At 66.1% G+C, this 21,730-nt stretch carries 11 protein-coding genes; 10 read left to right on the top strand and 1 reads right to left on the bottom strand.

Annotated features, from left to right (window positions below; translation table 11 throughout):
* The first annotated feature begins 119 nt into the window (after window positions 1-119).
* Together D8Z78_RS18110 and D8Z78_RS18105 are read left to right on the top strand one after the other, a co-directional pair.
* Complete coding sequence (locus tag D8Z78_RS18110; RefSeq protein ID WP_121633844.1) at window positions 120-2,423, top strand: Tex family protein; 2,304 nt, start codon at window positions 120-122, stop codon at window positions 2,421-2,423.
* A 68-nt stretch (window positions 2,424-2,491) separates the two neighbouring features.
* On the top strand, window positions 2,492-3,583 hold the full coding sequence (locus D8Z78_RS18105) for a hypothetical protein (protein ID WP_121633843.1): 1,092 nt from the start codon (window positions 2,492-2,494) through the stop codon (window positions 3,581-3,583).
* A gap of 108 nt (window positions 3,584-3,691) precedes the next feature.
* Here the strand turns inward: D8Z78_RS18105 and htpX are convergent, their stop codons facing one another.
* Window positions 3,692-4,627, bottom strand: coding sequence for a zinc metalloprotease HtpX (htpX, locus tag D8Z78_RS18100; RefSeq protein WP_121632467.1), 936 nt, complete (start codon window positions 4,625-4,627; stop codon window positions 3,692-3,694).
* 159 nt (window positions 4,628-4,786) lie between these two features.
* On the opposite strand from htpX, the gene D8Z78_RS18095 reads away from it, so the two are divergent.
* The 8 genes from D8Z78_RS18095 to D8Z78_RS18060 all read left to right on the top strand — a co-directional run bounded on the left by D8Z78_RS18095 (window position 4,787) and on the right by D8Z78_RS18060 (window position 21,726).
* A complete protein-coding gene (locus D8Z78_RS18095; RefSeq protein WP_164933005.1) occupies window positions 4,787-5,302 on the top strand; it encodes an invasion associated locus B family protein in 516 nt (171 codons plus the stop codon).
* A gap of 186 nt (window positions 5,303-5,488) precedes the next feature.
* Complete coding sequence (locus D8Z78_RS18090; protein ID WP_128910846.1) at window positions 5,489-11,317, top strand: beta strand repeat-containing protein; 5,829 nt, start codon at window positions 5,489-5,491, stop codon at window positions 11,315-11,317.
* A 123-nt stretch (window positions 11,318-11,440) separates the two neighbouring features.
* The gene (tssK, locus tag D8Z78_RS18085) at window positions 11,441-12,775 is read left to right on the top strand and encodes a type VI secretion system baseplate subunit TssK (protein WP_121632461.1); all 1,335 of its coding nucleotides are present in this window, start codon (window positions 11,441-11,443) and stop codon (window positions 12,773-12,775) included.
* Window positions 12,775-14,565 (top strand): type IVB secretion system protein IcmH/DotU, encoded by a 1,791-nt coding sequence (icmH, locus tag D8Z78_RS25315; RefSeq protein ID WP_164933004.1) that lies wholly within the window; start codon window positions 12,775-12,777, stop codon window positions 14,563-14,565. The genes tssK and icmH overlap by 1 nt, the downstream gene beginning before the upstream one ends.
* Window position 14,566: 1 nt before the next feature.
* A complete protein-coding gene (gene tssM, locus D8Z78_RS18075) occupies window positions 14,567-18,202 on the top strand; it encodes a type VI secretion system membrane subunit TssM (protein WP_240672175.1) in 3,636 nt (1,211 codons plus the stop codon).
* Window positions 18,199-18,891, top strand: coding sequence for a type VI secretion system-associated protein TagF (tagF, locus tag D8Z78_RS18070; RefSeq protein ID WP_121632457.1), 693 nt, complete (start codon window positions 18,199-18,201; stop codon window positions 18,889-18,891). Before tssM ends, tagF begins: the two co-directional genes overlap by 4 nt.
* Window positions 18,881-19,702, top strand: a complete 822-nt coding sequence (locus D8Z78_RS18065; RefSeq protein WP_240672174.1) for a PP2C family protein-serine/threonine phosphatase — start codon at window positions 18,881-18,883, stop codon at window positions 19,700-19,702. Before tagF ends, D8Z78_RS18065 begins: the two co-directional genes overlap by 11 nt.
* Window positions 19,699-21,726, top strand: a complete 2,028-nt coding sequence (locus D8Z78_RS18060) for a serine/threonine protein kinase (RefSeq protein ID WP_121632453.1) — start codon at window positions 19,699-19,701, stop codon at window positions 21,724-21,726. Before D8Z78_RS18065 ends, D8Z78_RS18060 begins: the two co-directional genes overlap by 4 nt.
* Window positions 21,727-21,730 lie beyond the last annotated feature (4 nt).

Raw genomic sequence — 21,730 nt, 5'->3', positions numbered from 1 at the left:
GGGCTCCTCTCAATGCTCGCCATGTGCTAAAGCGAAACCCCGCGCAGGCCAAGCAAATCCCCCTTGGCGGGGTTTGCACGGGCGGCTATCACGGGCTTCCGATCTGACAGGAGGCCCCCTTGGACACCCAGACCCGCATCGCCCGGACCATCGCGACAGAGATCAACGCCACGCCCGCGCAGGTGACGGCGGCCGCCGAATTGCTGGATGGCGGGGCCACGGTGCCCTTCGTCGCGCGCTACCGCAAGGAGGTGACGGGCGGTCTGGACGATACCCAGTTGCGGACGCTGGCGGACCGGCTGGGCTACTTGCGCGACATGGAGGCGCGGCGCGCGACGATCCTCAACAGCATCAAGGAGCAGGGCAAGCTGACGGATGACTTGGCGAAGAAGATCGCCGGGGCCGAGACGAAAGCAACGCTCGAAGACATCTACCTGCCCTACAAACCCAAGCGCCGCACGAAGGCGATGATCGCGCGGGAAAACGGGCTGGAGCCGCTGCTGCGGGCGATCATGGATCAGCGCGGGGCCGATCCGGCAAAGTTGGCCGCGGCCTACGTGACCGGCGATGTGGCCGATGTGAAAGCGGCGCTGAATGGGGCGCGGGATATCCTCGCCGAGGAACTGACCGAGAATGCCGACCTGCTGGGCCGCTTGCGCGATTTCATGATGCGCGAGGCGGTCGTGACCGCGCGGGTGCAGCCGGGCAAGGAAGAGGCGGGCGCGAAGTTCTCGGACTATTTCGACCATTCCGAAAACTGGGCGACGATGCCCGCGCACCGGGCGCTTGCGCTGCTGCGCGCGTCCAAAGAGGAAATCGTCACGCTGGAAATCGCGCCAGAGCCGGAGGCCGGTCAGGACCGCGCGGTGAACATGGTGGCCGCCGCCATCGGCATCAGCGGCGACGGGGCCGGGGACACATGGCTGCGCGAGGCGGCGGGCTGGACGTGGCGGATCAAGCTGTCGCTGTCGATGTATGTCGACCTGCTGACCGAGATGCGCAAACGCGCCCATGAGGAAGCGATCAACGTCTTTGCCCGCAACCTCAAGGACCTGCTCTTGGCCGCGCCTGCGGGCGGCAAAGCGACCTTGGGCCTCGATCCGGGCATTCGCACCGGGGTCAAGGCGGCGGTGGTCGATGCCACGGGCAAGCTGCTGGAGACGGCGACTCTGTATCCCTTCCAGCCCAAGATGGACGTGCGCGGCGCGCAGGCCAAGATCGCCGAACTGGTGGCGCGGCATGGGGTCGAGTTGATCGCCATCGGCAACGGCACCGCCAGCCGCGAGACGGAGCGTTTGGTGGGGGACACCCTGTCGATGCTCAAGGGCAAGAAACCGACCAAGGTTGTCGTCTCCGAAGCCGGGGCGTCGGTCTATTCCGCGTCCGAACTGGCCGCGAAGGAATTCCCCGATCTGGATGTCAGCTTGCGCGGGGCGGTGTCGATTGCGCGGCGTCTGCAAGACCCCTTGGCCGAACTGGTCAAGATCGAACCGCAAAGCATCGGGGTTGGCCAGTACCAACACGATGTCGACCAACGCCGCTTGGCGCAGGCCTTGGCCGGTGTGGTCGAGGATGCGGTGAACGCGGTGGGCGTGGATGTGAACATGGCCTCGGCCCCCTTGTTGGCGCATATCGCGGGGCTGGGGCCGGTGACGGCGCAGAACATCGTCCTGCATCGCGACGCCAACGGGCCCTTTGCCACGCGCAAGGCGCTGCTCAAGGTCTCGGGCCTTGGGCCGAAGGCGTTTGAGCAATGTGCGGGCTTTTTGCGCATCCGCGATGGGAAAGAGCCGCTGGACGCCTCCAGCGTCCACCCCGAAGCCTATGACGTCGCCAAGCGCATCGTGCAGGCCTGCGGGCGCGACCTGCGGCAGGTGATGGGCGATGCGGGCGCGCTCAAAGGGCTGCGGGCCGAGGACTTTGTCGACGACCGTTTCGGCCTGCCGACGGTGCGGGATATTCTCTCGGAACTGGAAAAGCCGGGCCGCGACCCGCGCCCGGATTTCAAGACGGCGACGTTTACGGACGGGGTCGAGGACATCAAGGACCTGAAACCCGGCATGATGCTGGAAGGCACCGTGACCAACGTCGCGGCCTTTGGTGCCTTTGTCGATATCGGCGTGCATCAGGATGGCTTGGTGCATGTCAGCCAGTTGGCGGACAGGTTTGTGAAAGACCCGCATGAGGTCGTCAAGGCGGGCGATATCGTCAAGGTCCGCGTGACCGAGGTCGACATCCCGCGCAAGCGCATCGGCCTGTCCATGCGCAAGGATGGCGGCGGGCGCGAGGCCGCGCAGGAGCGCAAGGCCGCGCCCCAGCAAAAGAAGGGCAAGGGGCCGCGCGGGCCGATGTCTGCGGGGCCGAAAAGCTCTGGCCAAGGCGCCTTGGGCGCGGCGCTGATGGACGCGATGAAGAAGAAGTAAGGATTTCGGACCTTTCCAGACGGGCAGGGGGGCCGTTAGGCTCCCCTCGTGGTTTCAGGGAGTCCGAGATGCTGCGATATGCCTTGGCGCTGGGTGCGCTCTTCATGGCCCAAGGGGCCAATGCCGGTCAGTGGGAAACCGTCGAGGGCGACCCGTGGACCGGCTGCCAGTTCCGGTTCACCGGGCAAATCCTGCCCGGCGATTTGACGGGCTACATGGATCAGTTGGCGAACGGCCCCGCCGTGCTGCCACGCATCTGTTTGGACAGTCCCGGCGGGTCGCTGTCCGAGGTGTACCGCTTCATCAAGGGGGTGAATGACGGCGAGGCAGGGTTGACCGTGGCCACCCGGGTCGAGTCCGGCGCGGTCTGCGAATCCTCCTGCGCGATCCTGTTCATGTTCGGCCAGACCTTTGGCGCGAACAGCCCGTACCCCTCGCGCGAGGTGGAACCGGGCGCGCGGTTGGGGTTCCATTCGCCGTTCATCGCGCCGGGGCAGGGCGCGGGTGCCGCGGCGGATGAGGTGTTTCGCGTGGCGCTCGATGTGTCGAAGCTGCTTGCGGACAGTTCGTACAAGGCGCTGACGGCGGCCGGGCCCGCGCTGCCGCCCGAACTGGTCGGGCTGGTGCTGGGCACGCCGGGGGATGAGATGCGCTATGTCGATACGGTCGGCGAGTTGCAACTGCTCGGGATCGACATGATCGCGCCGCCCGAAGAGGGCGTGGTGCTGCCGAACGCGCGCGGCGCGCTGAGCGCGGCGGTCACGCGGATCTGCGCGTCGAGCTACGTGCTGACGAACCGGACACATTTCGTCGAGGAGGGCTATGATTTCGCCGACCTCGTGGCGGCGGTGAACGGGATCCAGCGTGAGGCGGTGACGATGCACCACCTCGAAATGCAGAATGACGGCGGGGTGCAACGGGTGACGGCGATGGCCTCGGGACCGTTTTTCGTGCCGGGCTGGTACAGCGCCGGGGCGGTGCTGTTCTGTCAGGTCGACATGGGCGTCGAACCGGTGGCGGGTGGCTTGCGCGTGACCCACTATAACGTCGGATTCGGCGGCCCGTCCTTTGACTGGGACAGCCGTCTTGCCGAGTTTGAGGAGATCGAGCGCAACGGCCTGTCGGTCGGTCTGGTGCCGATCGATACGCCGTTTCGATAGGGGGCAAGGCCCTTCGAAGGGCCTTGGATCAAGCGCATTGCAATGCGCTTTTACGCGTCTTCTAAGACGCGTTCCTCAAGGCGCTTCGAAGCGCCTTGCACGCCGATGTCAGGACCAAGGTCCTGACCGGCGCCGTCCCGTGCGGGGAATGCGGGTGCTGCCGGTGGCGACGGGGCGCGGAGGGCGGGCCTGCGGGGCAGGGCGCGCGCCCATCTGCCCGGCCATTTCGCGCAGCGCCTTGATGCGGTTTTCCGTCGCCGGGTGGGTGGCGAACAGGTTGTCGCGTTTATGCGCGTGCAACGGATTGATGATGAACATATGCGCCGTGGCCGGGTTGGCCTCGGCGCGGTCGTAATCGATGCGCGCCGCGCCCTGCGCGATGCGCTCCAGCGCCGAAGCCAGCCATAGCGGGTTGCCGCAGATTTCGGCACCCGCACGGTCGGCGGCGTATTCGCGCGTGCGCGAAATCGCCATCTGCACGATCCCCGCAGCCATCGGGGCAAGGAACATCATCGCCAGCGTGCCAACCAGCCCGACACCATTGTCGCGCCCGCGAAAGAACAGTGCGAAATTCGCCAGCATGGTGATCGCGCCTGCAAAGGCCGCGGTCACCGTCATGATCGCGGTGTCATGGTTGCGGATATGCGCCAATTCGTGGGCGATCACGCCCGCCAGTTCCTCGCGCGAGAGGCTGCGCATCAGACCGGTCGTCACCGCCACGGCGGCGTTTGCGGGGTTGCGCCCGGTGGCGAAGGCATTGGGCTGCGCCTCGTCGATGATGTAGACGGCGGGCATCGGCAGGTTGGCCTTCTGCGCCAGATCCGCCACCATCTCTGTCAGGCCAAAGCGGTCGCCCTGCGTGACGACTTGCGCATTGTGCATGCGCAGCACCATCCGGTCGGAGCCCCACCACGTGAACACGTTCATCCCCGCCGCCACGACCAGCGCCAGCAGCGCGCCGCCCGACCCGGCCAGCGCGTAGCCGATCCCCATGAACAGGGCCGTCATCACGGCCATCAGAATTGCGGTCTTGGTATAGCCCATCTGCGAACCCTCCTGATCGACACCGATATAGGAAGCGCGCGGCTCCGGGGGAAGATCACGGTTAGCCGTTGACAGGCTCCGATGCAGCGGGTCCTTTAGGGGAAAATTTTCGTAAAACAGTCATCATATCGGTCGGGGACCTTTTCCATCATGCGCCACATGTCGGTCATTCTTGTCAGCAGCCTTTTGACTTCGCTCGCCTGCGCGGCGACAGCCCAAGAGGACGGGGCCGTTTCCAACGGCCAGCAATTCGGCGAATGGACCGTGTCCTGCGAGGCGATCGCCGTGAACCGGACGGCGTGCGTGCTGACACAGGCGCTGCTGCGCGACACCGATCAGGCTTTTATCGCGCAGATGCTGGCCTTCTGGTCGGGCGATGGCACCCAGAGCTACGTGGCCGCGCGGGTGCCGGTCGGGGCCTATCTGCCAGCGGGCTTCGCCATGCGCAGCGAGACCAGCGAAGAGGTCATCCAGTTCACATGGCAGACCTGCACCCAGCAATTCTGCGAGGCGATGGCCGCGCTTGGCGCGGAGAAGATCACCGAACTCGCCACGGGTGAGGCGCAGATCGTGGCCAGCTATCGGCCCGGGCTGGCGGTCGATCCGATCGTCTTTTCCTTCTCGATGGCGGGCGCGGGGGCGGGTCTCGCGGCGCTGCATCCGGACAAGGGCTGAGCCGTGTCGACACCCGCGCGCGGCAGGGGTTTAGAAATCCCTTACGGCGCGTCAGGGCAGGAAAAAAAGGGCAACCTTGGCCGAAATGTCACAGTCGCCCACAACCGGGGAATGTCGCCGAGGGAAGTGTTGCGCATTGGCGTCGCTCTCTGCGATTTAAAATTAACGCGTTTTGGAGGGTGAATGATGTCGAAAATTACGTCGGCGGCCAATGTGAACGGTAATTCGAACGAATATTCGGCAGACAAGGCCCCGCGCAATTCGCGTGCCCGCCTGCTGGGAGGCACCACCGCCGCGGCGCTGATGCTTGTCCCGGTGCTGGCCTTTGGCCAGACATGGAACGGGCCGGTCAACGGGTCCTGGGGCAACAACACGAACTGGTTGCCGATCGGCATTCCGAACTCGGCGCTGGCGGATGTGATCGTCGACGGCACCGGCGGGATCGGCCAGATCGATCTGGGCGGTGCGTCCTTCCGGATCAACACGCTCGATATCTCGGACGCCAGCACCCTGTCCAATGGCCGTCTGGTGTTTGACGGCGCGGTGTCCACCTTCACCTATTCCGGCGGCAATGCGGGCATCGACATCCAGTCCGACATGCGCCTCGCGCTCGACAACTCGGTTGCGTTCAACGTGACGACCGGGCTGATCGCCAATTCCGACGTGCAAGGCATCAACGGTCCGGTGCAACTGACGCTGAACGCCGATGGTGCGGCGTCGACCATCCGCATGAACGGCGCGCTGACCAATGGCACCGGCACGCTGTCGCTGCGCGTCACCGGAAGCGGCCAAACCGAACTGGCGGGGGCCAATACCTTCACCGGCGGGACCTTCGTCGATGCCGGGGCGCAACTGACCGTCTATGGCGCGATTGGCGATGCGACCAGCGAAGGCACTCTGGCCTTCCGCGGTGGCGACGGGGGCCGCATCACCAACCGCGCCGGAGCGATGCTGATCATCGATGCGACCAGCAATGTCGACCATGTCGACAATGCCAGCGCCGATGCATGGAACGCGGGCACGCTGGGCACGCTGCGCAACACCGCCGGGGCCTTTGTGAACCGGGGCCAGATCACCGGCCTGTCGACGGTGCTGGATGGCAGGCTGACCAACTTTGGCACCGTGGGTGACGTGGTCACCACCAACGGGATGTTCATCAACCAGTCCACCGGGGTCGGCGCCATGCTGACGAATGGGGGAAGCGCGCTGAATGTCGGCACGCTGGATTCGGTGCTGAACACCGGCGACTTCCTCAATACCGGGCTCGTGAACGACGATGTCGTGGTCAATGCGGGCATGGTGGTCAACGAAGGCACCATCGGCGACGACCTGATCGTGAACGGCGGGAATGCGATCAACCGGGGCACCGTGACCGATATGGGCGTGGTGCGCGCCACGGCGGGGCTGATCAACAACGGCATCATGGGCGATGTCAGCGTGGCTGCGGGGGGCGAGTTCTTCAACGCGACCGGGGCCAGCGCGCAGGCACTTTTCAACAACGGCGTGTCGACCAATGACGGCACGCTGGTTTCGGTCTTCAACACCGACGAGTTCCGCAACCTCGCCAATGGTCAGGTCACCGGCGACGTCGTGAGCACCGGCGACCTCTACAATGACGGCATCCTGATGGGGAACCTGACCGTGCGGGGCGGCAGCGCCTACAACCGCAACGAGGTTCAGGGCTTCAGCACCATTGCGGCTGGCGCGGATATGACCAGTTCGGGCACGATGGCGGATGCGCTGGTGGCGGGCACGCTTTGGGTGACCGGCGGCTCGGCGGGCGATATCCGCTCTGTCGGGGTCGGCCAGTACGGCATCTCTGCCGGGGTGAGCGCCGGGGACATCCTGCAGGGCGGCGCGCAAGGCTTCAACGCCGGCAGCGTGCAGGACGTGCGCATCGATGCGGGCATGTTCACCAATACCGGCACGATCAACGGCACCTTCGTGATGAACGGCGGCTCGGCGCTGAACGGCGCGACCGGCATGGTCATCGGCGACACCACCATCCGCTTTGGACAGGAGCTGGGCAATAGCGGGACGCTGGCGGATGTGCTCGTCTCCGGTGGCGGCGAGTTCAACAACCATACCGGCGGCAGCGCCGGGGCCGTGTTCAACAACGGCATCACGCTGAACGCTGGGACGCTGGCCTCGGTCGTCAACACCGGCACCTTGCGCAACGTCGCGGGCGGTGTCGTCAGCGGTGGGGTCCTAACCTCGAACGCGTTGGTCAATGACGGCCAGATCTCCGGCGCGCTGAGCGTGATTGCGGGCGATGCGACCAACCGGGGCGTCGTCCTCGGCCAGAGCACGATCGCCGCAGGTGCGTCGATGGTCAGCTCTGGCACGATGGCCGATGCGCTGGTCGCGGGCACGTTGCTGGTCAGCGGCGGCAGCGCCGGAGACATCCTGTCGACGGGCGCGGGCGTCTTTGGCATCGCGGCGGGCGCGATGGCCGGGGATATCCGGCAATACGGGGCGCTTGGCCTGAATGCGGGGACCGTGGGCACGGTGCGCGTCGAAGCGGGCACGTTCACCAATATCGGCACGATCAACGGCCAGAGCCGGATCGCCGCGGGCGCGTCGCTGCTGAGCACCAACTCCATGGCCGATGCGCTGGTTGCGGGCGACCTGCAGGTGACGGGCGGCACGGCGGGGGACATCACCTCGACCGGCGCGGGCACCTACCTGATCGCGGCGGGGGCCTCTGCGGGGGATATCCTGCAGAACGGGGCGTCGGGCTTCAACGGCGGTGACGTGAATGATGTGCGCCTTCAGGCGGGCACCTTCACGAATGTCGGCACGGTGAACGGCACCTTCTACATGAACGGCGCCACGGCCTCGAACTTTGGCACCCTCACCGGCGATGCGACGATCTTGGGTGGGATGCTGTCGAACAACGGCGCCATGGCCGATGCCTTTGTCGGGCTGGGCGGTGGCCTGACCAACAACGCCACGGCGCTCGACGTGGTCAGCCATGGTTACGTGCGCAACAATGGCACGATCGCGTCGCTCTGGAGCGACGGGCTGGCCGAAAACGCGGCAGGCATCGTCAACGGCGATACCGTGATCGCGGGGGGCACGCTCTATAATGACGGCGCGCTGGCCGGGAACCTGACCGTGCGCGGCGGCGGCGTCGTGTTCAACCGTGGCAATGTTGGCCTTGCCACGACCATTGCCGCGGGCAGCGGCGTGATGAGCTCGGGCCTGCTGGGGGATGTGACCAACCGGGGTATCCTGAACATCACCGGCGGCAGCGCCGGGGACATCCTGAACACCGCAGGCGGCGTGGTGACGATCTTCGACACCGCCACGGCGCAGGTCGTGACCAACCAAGGCAACGGGCTTGGCGGCAACTACGGCACCATCGCGGCGCTGGAGAACTACAACAACGCCTCCTTCCTGAACAACGGTCTGGTGACCGGCACCGTTCTGGTCGGCAATGGCGACGTCACCAATGGCGGGCAGGGGATCGTCACCGGTCTGCTGACCCAGAATGGCGGCATGGTGCAGAATGCCGGGCAACTGAACGGCGGCGCGCTGGTCAATGGCGGTGTCTTCGCCAACCTGTCGGGCGGCACGATCACCGGCACGCTGGTGACCTCGGGCCTGTCGTCCAACGCTGGTGAGATCCTCGGCGACGTGACCATCGCGGGCCGGTCGCTGACAAACAGCGCGACCGGTCTGATCGTCGGTGACGTGGCGAACCAGTCGGTGCTGGTTTCGGATGGCCGCATCACCGGCGATCTCGACAACCAAGCCGGGGCGATCGCCGTGCTGACGCGCAACCTCGACGGCGGGATCACCAATGCCGTCGGTGGCTCGGTGCTGGTCGCCGACCAGCTCTTTGGCCTCGACAGCATCGACAATTCGGGCGCGTTCATGATCGGCGAGACCGGCGGCGCGTCGGGCTTTGTCGTGCGGCTGGATCACGATGCCGCGGTCTTCAACGCGGCCACGTTCCGCATCGTCGAAGGCACGCTGCGCGGCTCTGGCAGCACGGTGTTCCAGAACCAGACCAACGCCCTGCTGAACATCGGCGCAAACGGCACGCTGGACATGCCGCTGGACAACGCCGTCGGTGGCGGCGTCAATGTCGAAGGCACGCTGAACGGCGATGTCAGCAATGCCGGGCTGATGCTGTTGTCCGGGCTCGTCACGGGTGACGTGGACAACTCGGGCTTTCTCGGCCTGTCCGGCACGCTGGATGGCAACCTGCTGAACCAAGCCGGGGCGGATGTGGGCGTCGATGGCCCCTCGGCCATCACCGGCGACGTGGTCAATGACGGCACCTTCATCATCGACAACACCCTGAGCTTCGGCCTGTTCGAGAACAATGGCGGCCCGGCTGTCACCGCGCTGACCAGCGTTGGCGGCGGCGGCACGCTGATCACCTCGGGCAGCACGGTCACCGGCACCGCCCTGACCAACAATGGCCTGCTGGCCATGCAGGACGGGTCCACGCTGAACGCCGCGCTGGTGAACCTCGGCGCGTTCGAGGTGGATGGCTCCGTGACGGTGGGCGCTGGCGGGGCCAATGGCCTGACCAACGAGGGCATCCTCAGCATGGCCGATGGCCGGACCGGCGATGTCATCACCGTCAACGGCGACACCGTGCTGAACGGCACCCTGCGCTACGACATCAACCTGTCGGGCATCGCGGCGCCGAATGGCGATGCGGTGGACTCGACCGACTTCATCTTCGTCGATGGCGATGTCACCGGCACTGCGACGCTGGCCTTCAACAATGTCGGCTCGTTCTTCAGCCAGCTTGGCAGCGACCCGACGCTGATCGCCTATACCGGCAGCAGCGCCGGTCTGGACCTCAGCAGCAGCGGTCTGCCGGTTTCGGGCGCGGTCCTCTACGAGGTGGTGAACAACACCGCCGCAGGCGAGATCCAGCTGAACAGCGGTGCCAACCCCGCAATCGGCGGGCTGGCTTCGGGCATCGCGCTGAACCAGTCGTTGATCGGCTCGGTGATCAACCGGCCCTCGGCGGCGGCGGTCGGCTTCTACGCCGGTCCCGACGCGGCGGAACGTCCCTGTGGCTTCAGCGGCTGGGGCCGGGCGACCGGTGGGCGCGCGGAATCCTCGGGCCAGACCACGACCGGGCTGGGTGTCTATGACAGCGAGTTGGATGCCAGCTATTCCGGCATGATGCTGGGCTTCGACCGGGCGTGCTCGAACGGCTATTACAACGGCTGGAGCATCGGCTATGGCGGCCTGCTCGGCCTGAACCAAGGCAAGATGGAACAGCCGGTCTTTGCCTTCGACCCGACGACCGGCCAGATCAACTCGAACATCGTCACCAGCCTCAACGAGACGGATTTCCGTCAGACCTTTGGCGGGCTCTACATGACGGCGGTGCGCAACCAGTTCGCGATCTCGACCCAGTACCGCTACGAGCACACCTCCTACGACCTCGAGAACAACCCGTTGGGTGGCTTCCAAGGTCTGGGTGTCGCCGACCAGAGCTATGAGAGCCGGGGGCATACCTTCGCGGCGGAGGCGAGCTATACCCACCGCCTGATGCAGGACAAGCTGATCTTCGTTCAGCCGCGCCTTGGCTTCTCGTATTCCAAGGTCGAAACGGATGACATCCTGTTCGACAACAATCCCGGCGCAGGCGATGACGGTCTTCTGGTCATCGACGAGATCGAGACCAAGATCGGCTACCTGTCGACCACCTTGTTCACCCAGAAGCCGGGCGCGGACGGGCGGTCGATCTCGACTTACTACGCCACGCTGACGGGCTATCGCGATTTCGCCGACGAGGTGACGACCGAGTATTACCAGAACCTGGTCGGGGGCCAGCCCGTGGGCGCGCCGCTGGTCAGCAGCGGGACCAACCTCGGCACGTTCGGCGAATTCAGCGTCGGCTGGAACTTCCAGAAGTTGCTGGATGGCGGCTCGGCCCTGCCGGCGCGGCAGATGTCGACCAATATCCGCGCAGATTCGCGGTTCGGCGAGTCGCTCAAGAGCTGGGGTCTGACCGCCCAGTTCCAGTTGCAGTTCTGAAGAAAACTTCTGACCAAGGCGCTTGACCGCGCCTTGGTCAGGACCCAAACTGCGAATAATTCAAGATTATTCCGCCCCGCAGCCGCGCCGGGGGCCGATTTCAAGCAAGGGTCCGCTTTTACCATGTCATGGTTCAGCAAAGTTGCCTGGAAAGAAGGTCTGTTCCTGCAGCCCCATCATTTGCAGCAGGCCGACCGCTACCAGGAACATCTGCTGCGCATGCGGACGGCGCAGATCACCCCCTATCCCTGGGGCGTGGCGGAACTGGTCTTTGACCGCGATCTGGCACAGCAGGGGCGCATCGGCTTGCGCTCCGTGGTGGGGATCATGCCCGATGGCATGCCGTTCGATGCCCCCAATGCCACGCCCTTGCCGGTCCCCGTCGCCGTCCCCGAGGACGAGGCGTCGGGCCTTGGCATCTGGCTGACCCTGCCCGATATCGAGATCAACGCGCAGGACGTGGCCGCCGCCAGCGCCGACACCGCCACGCGCTACCTGCTGGGGGCGGAAACGGTGGCGGACAATGCCTCATCCGCGCGCAGCGAGCAGATGATCGAGATCGCCACGCCGCGGCTGGAGATCGCCCTGCGCCAGACGCCGCGCCCGGGCTATCAGAACATCTTTCTGGGCCGCATCACCGAGATGCGCGATGGCGTGGTCAAGCTGGACGATACCGTACCGCCGACCGGGCTGATCCTGGCGGTGCATCCGGGCTACGAGGGCTACCTCAGCCGGGTCATCGGCTGGATGGAGGCCAAGCTGGCGACGCTGTCGCGCTATGCCTCGGACCCGTCTTCCGGCGGTGGGATGCAGGCGACCGATTACCTGATGCTGATGGTGCTGAACCGCGAATTGCCGATCCTGCGCCACCTGAAGGGGCAGGGGGCGGTGCATCCCGAACGGCTGTATGAAAAGCTGGTGAGCCTTGCCGGGGAACTGACCACCTTCGATCAGGGCGACCGGCGGGCCAAGGATTACGGCGGCTATCGCCACGACGCGCCCAAGGACAGCTTCACGCCCATCGTCTATGACATCCAGTCGCTTCTGTCGCTGGAGGTGGGTCGCGCGATCCGCATCCCGCTGGAGGAAAAGCGCGCCAATTCCTATCTTGCCACCGTCAACGACCGCAACCTGTTCGCCAATGCGACCTTCGTGGTCGAGGTCAGTTCGGGCCTGCCGCTGACGCAGGTGCAGCAACAATTCCCTCTGCTCTGCAAGGCTGGGCCCAGCACGCGGATGCGCCAGATCATCAACGCCAACCTGCCCGGCGTGTCGCTGGTCCATCTGCCCAACCCGCCGCGCCAGTTGCGGGTGATTTCGAGCAATGTCTACTTCCTGATGGACAAAAGCTCGGACCTGTGGCGCGAGTTTTCCACGGCGCCGGCGATCGGCATGCACTTTGCCGGGAACTGGCCGGATCTGAAGCTTGAGCTTTGGGCCATACCGGAGAACGCGTGATGGCCGAGGACGACGACGACAAGACGGTCTTCGGGCAGCCCTTGCCCGTCCCGCCGCGTCCACAGGCGCAGCCCCGGCCTCCGGCGTCTCCTCCGCCGCAGGATGATGGCGACAGGACGGTGTTTGGCACGCCGCTGCCCCCGGCGCAGAACCCGCAACAGCAGGCGCCGCGCCCGGCGGCACCGCCGCCACAATCCCAACCGCCGCAATATACTCCGCCTCCGCAACCGCCCCAGCCGCAATACCGCCCGCCGGTCAACCCCGAGCCGCCGCGCGTTGCGCCCACGCCGCCGCCCCGGTCGCCGATCCAGCAACCGCCGCATCAAACCACCAATTGGGGGCCGCCCCCGCAGGAGCAGGACGACACGTGGCTGGGCGGGTCTTTGCCGCCGCATCCGACCCCGCCGCCGCAACCGGGACCTGCGCCCACTCCGCCGCCGCAGCCCACCCCCTATCCCGGCCAGTCCTATCGGCCCGATACCGGACAGCGCTCCGCCTCGGAGCAGATGTTCCCGGAAATCCGCCATCAGGAAGAACAGACCGCCCCGCGCCAGCACCGCAAGATCCCGCTGGCCGATGCTTTGCGCGCCTCGGGGCTGGGGGAGGGCGGCTCGACCAACCCGCTGCTGGCTTCGGCGGCGAACCTGCTGATCCTGTTGGGCCGCTTGCGCACCGGACTGGTGGAAATGCAATCCGCGCCGCTGCTGGAACATGTCGCGCGCGAGATCGACCTGTTCGAGCGCAACGCGCTGCAAAAGGGCGTACCGCCGGACGATGTGCGCGACGCCAAATACGCGCTGTCGGCCACCGCCGATGACATCGTCCAGAACCTGCCCGGCGCGGATCGCGGCATGTGGCTGGAATATTCCATGGGCGCGCAATTCTTTGGCGAGCGCAATTCCGGCGTCGGTTTCTTCCAGCGCATGGATGCCGCCATGAAGGCGCCGGGGCAGAAATTCCACCTGCTGGAACTGATGCTGACCTGCCTGTCGCTGGGTTTCGAGGGGCAGTACCGCGCCATGCCCAACGGCACCGCCGATCTCGCGCGCATCCGCGCGGCGATCTATGACACGCTGCGCCGGGTGCAGCCGCGCGCGGACGAGGATATCTCGGTCCGGTGGTTGCCGGTGGTGCTGCGCGGCAAGACCCGGCGGGGCGGGCCGCCGATCTGGGCCATCGCGGGTGTTGGCGCGCTGATGGTCGTGGCGCTGTTCGCGACACTCTCGACCCTGCTGGCGCGGCAGAGCGACCTGACCGAACAGGGCATCGCGGCGATGCATTTCGATCTCAGGCCGGTGGCGATCGAACGCACCGAGCCGGTGGTGCGCAAGCCCGAGCCCCCCAAGACCAGCCAACTGGACCGCCTGCGCACTGCGCTGGCCGCGCCGATCGAGTCCGGCGAGGTCGAGGTGGATGTCAAGAACGAGTGGATCTTTGTCCGGGTCGGCGACTACCTGCAATTTGCCCCCGGCAGCGCCGAGTTGCGCAGCGATTTCCAGCAATTGGCGGCGACCATCGGTGCGGCTCTCGATGACGAATTCGGCCCGGTGCGCGTGGTCGGCCATACGGACAGCGTAAAGCCGTCCGGGCGCGGGCGCTACAAGACCAACCAGGATCTGTCCGAGGCCCGCGCCACCACCGTGGCCGAGATCCTCAAGACGGTGCTGGCCGATCCCGACCGCATCGCCGCCGAGGGCAAGGGCGCGGTCGATCCGATTGCCGATAACGGCACCAAGGAAGGTCAGGCCCGCAACCGACGGGTCGAGATCATGATCCCGCGAGAGGACTGAGATGTACCTGTTTCGCTCTCTCCCGTTCCGACTTCTGGGCAAGATGTTCCGGTCGAAATGGGTGCGCATCCCGCTGATCGTGCTGGGGGTGCTGGGGATTTTCCTCGCGATCTGGTTCGGCTTCCCGATGACGGGGGTCGAGGCGCTGTTCAGCCCGTGGCTGCGTGGCGGGCTGATCGTCGGCATCCTGTCGATCATCGCGCTGGTCTATGGCCTGCGCTGGCGCCGTCGCCGCAAGCGTGCGCAGGCGCTCGAAGACAGCCTGATGGACAAGCCCGCCGGGGACGGCGACGTGCTGGCAGAGCGCATGTCCAAAGCGCTGGACAAGCTGAAGAAGTCCGGCGGCAAGAACTATCTCTACGACCTGCCATGGTACGTCATCATCGGCCCGCCCGGCGCGGGCAAGACGACGGCGCTGCGCTATTCCGGGATCGAGTTTCCGGGGCAGGACGCGATCCCCGATCAGGCGCAGGGCTTTGGCGGGACGCGCAATTGCGATTGGTGGTTCGCCGAGGACGCGGTGCTGATCGACACCGCCGGGCGCTATACCACGCAGGACAGCAATGCCGAGGCCGACCGCAACAGCTGGACCGCCTTCCTGAACCTGCTCAAGAAGGGCCGCCCCGACCAGCCGATCAACGGTGTGATCCTCGCCTTTTCGGTCGAGGACATGATGCGCGGCACGCCCGAGCATATCGCCGCCCATGCCGCCATCGTGCGCGAGCGTCTGGCCGAGATCCACGAGGTGCTGCGCATCGACTTCCCGGTCTACGTGCTGTTCACCAAGGCCGACCTGATTTCCGGCTTCCGCGAGTATTTCTCGTCCTTCAGCCAGAACCGGCGCAACGGCGTCTGGGGCGTGACCTTCCAGACCCGCGACCGACGCGAGGCCACGCATGAACGCGTGCCCGAGGAATTCGACGCGCTGTTGAGCCGCCTCTCGGACGAGGTGGTCGACCGCATGAGCGAGGAACCCGACGGGATCGCGCGGATCGCCATTTTCGGCCTGCCGGGCCAGATGGCGATGCTGCGCAGCAATCTCAGCGAGTTCCTGCGCCGGGTGTTCGAGCCGACGCGCTATGCCTCGAACGCGATCCTTCGGGGCTTCTATTTCTGCTCGGGCACGCAAGAGGGCACGCCGATCGACCAAGTGCTGGGCATGATGGCCAGCGATCCGGCCGATCACGCCGAATTCCAGCCCGCCTTCATGTCCGGCAAGGGCAAGAGCTTTTTCCTGCGCAACCTACTCACGCAGGTGATCTTCGCCGAGAAGGACTGGGTGAACTACGACCGTGGCGCGGTGCGGCGGATGACCGTGCTGCGCACGCTGGCGATGACGGTGATCGCGGTCTGTACGCTGGGCGCCATGGGCGCGTTTGGCTATTCGTTCTGGCAGAATGCCAGCCTCGTGCGCGAGGCGGACGCCCATGCGGCACAGTATATCGACGCTGCCCGCAACGAGCTGAACGCCTCGGTCATCTCGGACCCGGACCCATCGCCGACGCTGGTGCATTTGCAGAACCTGCGCACCATGCCCGGCGGTTTTGGCGACGACCGCGAACCGGGCTTTTGGGAACGGCTGGGCCTGTCGCGGCAGGCGGCCTTGCGGACGGCGGCGCTTCAGGCTTATTCGGATGCGCTGGAACGGATGCTGCGGCCGCGCATGATGCTGCATCTGGAAAACGAGATCCCCCAGCTGATCGTCGATGAGGATACCGAAGGCACCTATCGCGCGCTCAAGGTCTACATGCTGCTCGCGGGTGAGGGGAAAGGCGATGGCGACGAGGCCATCAAGACCTATTTCGAGGATGTCTGGCTGCGGCAGGTCCCCGGTGCGACCCGCGCCACCGACCGCGACGAACTGAACGCGCATCTGGCCGCGATGCTGGAACTGGACGGCGACCAGACCCCGCGCATTGCCACCGATGAGAACATCAAGCTGCGGGCGCGGGAATCCATCGTAAACCTGCCGCTCGCCGATCAGGCCTATGCCGCGATCAAGGAGAAATCCGCGCTGTCCGGCGTGCCCGATTTCAACCTCGTGGAACGGGTGTCCGGTTCGGTCATGCAGGTGTTCCAGACCATCGACGGCACCCCGCTGGAGGATCTGGGCGTGCCGGGCATGTATACGTTCGAAGGCTATTGGGGCTTTTTCGTCGACCAGATGGCGGTGGCCGAAACCGAGCTGCGCGAGGACAGCTGGGTGCTGGGCGAAAGCGGCGACCGTGTCGGCTATGACCAGCAGTTGGCCAATCTCGAAAACGACCTGTTCCGCAAATACCGGTCCGAGTTCAAGCAGGCTTGGGACAAGGTGTTTGACAAGATGCGGCTGGCGCCGATGTCGGTCGATCCGCCGGAATACCGTCTGTTGGGGCTGGCCTCGTCGCCGGTGGCCTCGCCGCTGCTGGAGCTGGCCGAGGCGGTGGACGAGGAAACCCGCATGACCCGCATCTATGATGAGATCGCGGGGATTTCCGCCGAGGATGCGGCGACGATGGTGGCCACCGGCGACCTGTCCGGCGATATGGGCAATGCCGTCTTTGGCCGCATCTATTCGCGGCAGGGCGTCTTTGGGCGGGTGTTCATGGACAGCCTGCGCAGCCGGTCCAAGAACCAGAGCCGCGCGGGCGCCGGTGGGCTGGCCGAGGATATCGACCGCCGTCGCGCCGAGCGGCTGACCTCGGATTTTGCCCGCTGGCACATGATCCTTCAGGGCGCGCAGGGCAGTCGCCCCATCGACCTCGTGCTTCAGCAATTGGCGGCGGTGCAGGAAAACCGCACCAACGCCTTCCATGTCAGCACCCCCGCCGACGAGACCATGCTGAACCAGACGCTGACCGCGCTGACCCGCAACAACTCGGCCATGCCCGACGTGATCGGGCGGATGCTGACCGGGCTCGAAAAGGAATTCCGCGCCGCCGCCGAAGACGCGACCATGGCCGATCTGAACGCCGCGCTGAATGACGAAATCGCCGTGTTCTGCCGCACCGAGGTCAAGCCCCTGTTCCCGTTCAGCCGGTCGTCGCGGCATATCTCGCCGTCGCTGTTCGGGCAGTTCTTCGGCCCCGGTGGCCGGATGGACCAGTTCTATTCGACACATCTGCGCGGCCACGTGGTGCCGACCGCCTCGGGTTTGCAGCCCGACCCGGACAGCAATATCGGCCAGCGCCTGTCGCCCACGACGCTGCGCGAATTCGACCGCGCACAGAAAATCCAGCGGGCGTTCTTTGCCAATGGCGGGGCAGAGCCGCAGGTCAACATGACGGTCAAGCATCTGACCTCGTCCCCGACCGTGGCCTTTGCGACGCTGACCGTGCATGGCAGCAGCCCGCCGATCTCGACCCAGCCGGACAGCACGCCCGCGGGCGCGGTCTGGCCGGGCAGCGCCTCGGGCGTGTCGATCGACCTGATCCCGGCGGAGTTGGGGCGTCAGAACACCTATTCCATCGCCGAGGGGCGCTGGGACATCGTCAGCTTCTTGCGCAGCGGCAAGCCCCGGATCAAGGGCAGCACGGTCGATGTCACCTACGGCGTGGGCGGGCGGTCGATCAGCTATCGCTTCATCTTCGACGGCGCGACGGTGCCGTTCCTGATGCCGGAACTGCTGGATTTCAACTGCCCCACGGCGCTTGAATGACCGGTGGGGCCGGAGACATCCGGGTTGGCCTGATGGGCAAGCACCCGGCCTTCGGCGATTTCCTGTCGGCGCGGGTGCTGTACGAGGTCGAGACCGCGCTGACCGCATGGATCGACCGCAGCCTGACCGCGCTGCGCGCCGAGTTGCAAAAGGACTGGGCCGAGTTCTGGCGCCACGGGCAGGTGCTGCGCTTCTGGATCGGGCGCGAGGTATTTGGACAGTCGGTGCTGGGCATCTACCGGCCATGGCACGACAAGGTGGGGCGCGAATACCCGCTGCTGCTGGTGGTTCAGGGCGCGCGGGTGGATTTTCCCGGCTATGGCGGTGCGGTGGATCAGACCCCGTGGGAGGCGCTGGAAACCCATCTGGCGAACACCCGGGCCGCCACGGGCGGCGGGGCGGCCCTGCTCGAAGGGCTGGAGATCGATCTGCCGCCCGAGACCGACGCGGAGCGCCTGCAGGGCAAGACGATCTGGGCGCATCAGACCGATGGCGACCTGTCGACCCTGTTGCGTCAGGCGGCGCAGGCAGATCCGGCGCGGGCGGCGCTGGGGCGGTCCTACTGGTGGTCGCCGGGGGACAGCTATCGCACGGCGGTGTGGTTGGGATGCGATGGGCTGCCGGACCCGCGCGCGCTTGGCTGGCTGCTGGGCGGAACAAGAAAAACGGGAGGCGCAGTTGGCGAATAACGAGTATTTCACCTTCGAGACCGGGCAGGTCTCGGATGTCGGTTGCCGGCGCACGGTGAACGAGGATTCCTTCATGACCCGCGAGGATTTCGGGTTGTGGGTGGTGGCTGACGGCATGGGTGGCCATGCGGCGGGCGACTATGCCAGCCAAGCCATCGTCCGTGAACTGATGTCGGTCGGCGTTGCGGCCTCGGGCGAGGATCTGCAGGCGCGCTTCATGGAGCGACTGACCCGTGCCAATGAGCGCATCCTCGACCATGCGGCGGAATTGCAGCGCGGCACCATCGGCGCGACGCTGGTGGCGCTGTTGGTGCATGGCAACCGCTATTCCTGCATCTGGTCCGGTGACAGCCGTGTCTACCTGCTGCGGGGCGGTGTGCTGGTCCAGCAGACCCGCGACCATACGGAAATGCAGGAATTGCTGGATAATGGGGCGATCACCCCCGAAGAGGCGGTGAACTGGCCGCGCCGCAACGTCATCACCCGCGCCATCGGCGTGACGCCGGTGCCGCATTGCGATATCGTGACCGGGACCGCCGAGATCGACGACACCTTCATCCTGTGTTCGGACGGGCTGACCGAGCACCTCTCGGATGCCGATATTGCCGAGATTGCGGGCGCACTCCCGCCCAAGGAAGCTTGCAAGGCGATGGTCGACTTGACGCTGGAGCGCGGCGCGCGAGACAATGTCACGGTGATCGCCATGCGCTGCCTGCCACCGCCGCCGGTCGAAGACGAAGAAACCCAAGCGCTGCTGGAGGCCGAGGCCGCAGACCGCGCCCCTGACGCATCCGACGGTGAGACTGCATGACTGGCCAGAACGACGATCCGGACGACGACGACCGCACGCGGATGGCGCCTTTGCCGCCGCAATACGCGCCGCCGCAGCAGCCTGTGCAGGATCCGTCGGTGTCCGACTCGGCCCTGCCGACGGGCTGGCCCGGGCAGTCGATGCTGGGCCCGGCGCATGGCGGCAAGCTGCCGATCGGCACGCTGATCAACAACAACTACCGCATCGAAGAAGTGCTCAAGGCCGGTGGCATGGGCGAGGTCTATCGCGGCATCGAGATCGGCACCGGCGATCCGGTGGCGATCAAGGCGATCCTGCCGGAAAAGGCCGAGGATGCCGAGGCGGGCCTGCTGTTCAAGCGCGAGGCCAAGACGCTGCGCCAGTTGGTCGATGACACCATCGTGCGTTACTACAACTACGTCCACGACCCGGCGCTGAACCGCTATTTCTTGGTGATGGAGTTCATCGACGGCGTCCCGCTGAAGGATCACGTGGCCGAAGAAGGCGCTTTGAGCCTTGCGGAAACGCAGACCCTGCTGCGGCGTCTGGCGGGCGGTCTGTCCAAGGCCCACGCCAAGAAGGTGATCCACCGCGACCTGTCGCCTGACAATGTCATGCTGCCGCATCGCGCGGTGGCCGAGGCGCGCTTGATCGACTTTGGCATCGCCAAGTCGACCATGGTGACCGAAGGCACGATGCATGGCCGGTTCGCGGGCAAGTTCAAATACGTGGCCCCCGAACAGCTGGGCCATTACGGCGGCCATATCGGCCCCGCGACCGACATCTACGGCTTGGCGCTGCTGACCTGCGCGGCGGTGATCGGGCGACCGCTGGACATGGGCTCGTCCATCGCCGAGGCGGTGCAGTCGCGGCAAAGCATCCCCGACCTCTACGAGGTGCCGCAGGAATTGCGCCCGCTGCTGTCGTGGATGCTGGAACCGGACCCGGCGGCGCGCCCCAGTTCCATGGCCGAGGTGCAGTACCTCGTCGACAACCCGGCGGAAATCCCGCCGCAATACCTCGATGGCTGGCAGCCGCCTTTGCCCGAGCCGGTGACGGGAACCGGCACGGGGGCGATGACCGGCTCGCTCAATGCGCCGGTCACCGTGCCGCACGGATTGCAACTGCCCGGCGGCACCCTGAACACCGGCGCGATGCCGCTTGAGCGCACGCAGACCCAGCAGCGCACCATGACCCACACCCTGCCCCCCGAGGAACCGGAGGAGCAGGACAGGACTGGCGGACGCCTGCTGCTGATCATGGGGCTGGTCTTTGTCGCGATCCTTGGCGGTGCCGGGTGGTTCGCATGGCAAGAGGGACTGATCGGCACGCCTGCGGGCCCTGCGGTCAGCCCACCCGGGGTGCAGGCCTCGGCCGGGGGGATCCCCGAGCCGGTCACCGCCACGCGCGAGGGGTTCCTTGCCGCCTTCGATACCGGCACGTGCGGCTATGTCTCGCGCGTGACCGGCGGCGAGAATGCCGGGATGCTGGAAGGGATTGCCGCCGATGATGCGCGCTTTGACGCGGTGCGGCAGGCCTATGCCGAGCAGTTCGGGTCGGGCGCGGATATTCTGCAACGCGAGATCGAAGAGGCGCAATGCCCGGCGCTGGACTTTGCCCGCGCCTTGCAGGGCCGGGGCCGCTCGGGTGTCGAGATGTTCGTGACGCCCGATAGGGTGGCCAGTCGCGCGCCTGTGACGGCGCAACTGACGGTGCCCTTGGGGCAGGCGGTCTGGCTGATCCTGATCAGCCCCAAGGGCGGGATCTACAACCTGACCGACCGGATGTCGCAGCCGGTGGGCGACCAGCGCAACGTGACCTTTGGCCTGAACCTCAGCGCCGATGTGGACGAGGCCCCGCAACTGGTGCTTGCGGTCGAAAGCGACACGCCGCTGGCCGCAGCGGCCACCGCGCGCAACGGCGATCAGGCGGCGGCGCTGCTGCCGCTGGTGCTGGACGAGATAGAGAAGCGCGACGGCGCGGCCAGTGCGGCCCTGTCTTGGGTGCTGCTTACCCACGAACCGCCCGCCGCCTCGGACAACTGACGCG

This window comes from Tropicibacter alexandrii, from assembly GCF_003667315.2.
Classification (GTDB): Bacteria; Pseudomonadota; Alphaproteobacteria; order Rhodobacterales; family Rhodobacteraceae; genus Tropicibacter; species Tropicibacter alexandrii.
This window is presented reverse-complemented; position numbering and strand designations above follow the sequence as displayed.

Bases quoted from the DNA above. Each gene is read 5' to 3' on its own strand.
- tagF (WP_121632457.1), top strand. From the start codon at position 18,199: ATGACCGGTGGGGCCGGAGACATCCGGGTTGGCCTGATGGGCAAGCAC.
- tssM (WP_240672175.1), top strand. From the start codon at position 14,567: ATGTACCTGTTTCGCTCTCTCCCGTTCCGACTTCTGGGCAAGATGTTC.
- D8Z78_RS18090 (WP_128910846.1), top strand. From the start codon at position 5,489: ATGTCGAAAATTACGTCGGCGGCCAATGTGAACGGTAATTCGAACGAA.
- icmH (WP_164933004.1), top strand. From the start codon at position 12,775: ATGGCCGAGGACGACGACGACAAGACGGTCTTCGGGCAGCCCTTGCCC.
- htpX (WP_121632467.1), bottom strand. From the start codon at position 4,627: ATGGGCTATACCAAGACCGCAATTCTGATGGCCGTGATGACGGCCCTG.
- D8Z78_RS18095 (WP_164933005.1), top strand. From the start codon at position 4,787: ATGTCGGTCATTCTTGTCAGCAGCCTTTTGACTTCGCTCGCCTGCGCG.
- D8Z78_RS18060 (WP_121632453.1), top strand. From the start codon at position 19,699: ATGACTGGCCAGAACGACGATCCGGACGACGACGACCGCACGCGGATG.
- D8Z78_RS18105 (WP_121633843.1), top strand. From the start codon at position 2,492: ATGCTGCGATATGCCTTGGCGCTGGGTGCGCTCTTCATGGCCCAAGGG.
- tssK (WP_121632461.1), top strand. From the start codon at position 11,441: ATGTCATGGTTCAGCAAAGTTGCCTGGAAAGAAGGTCTGTTCCTGCAG.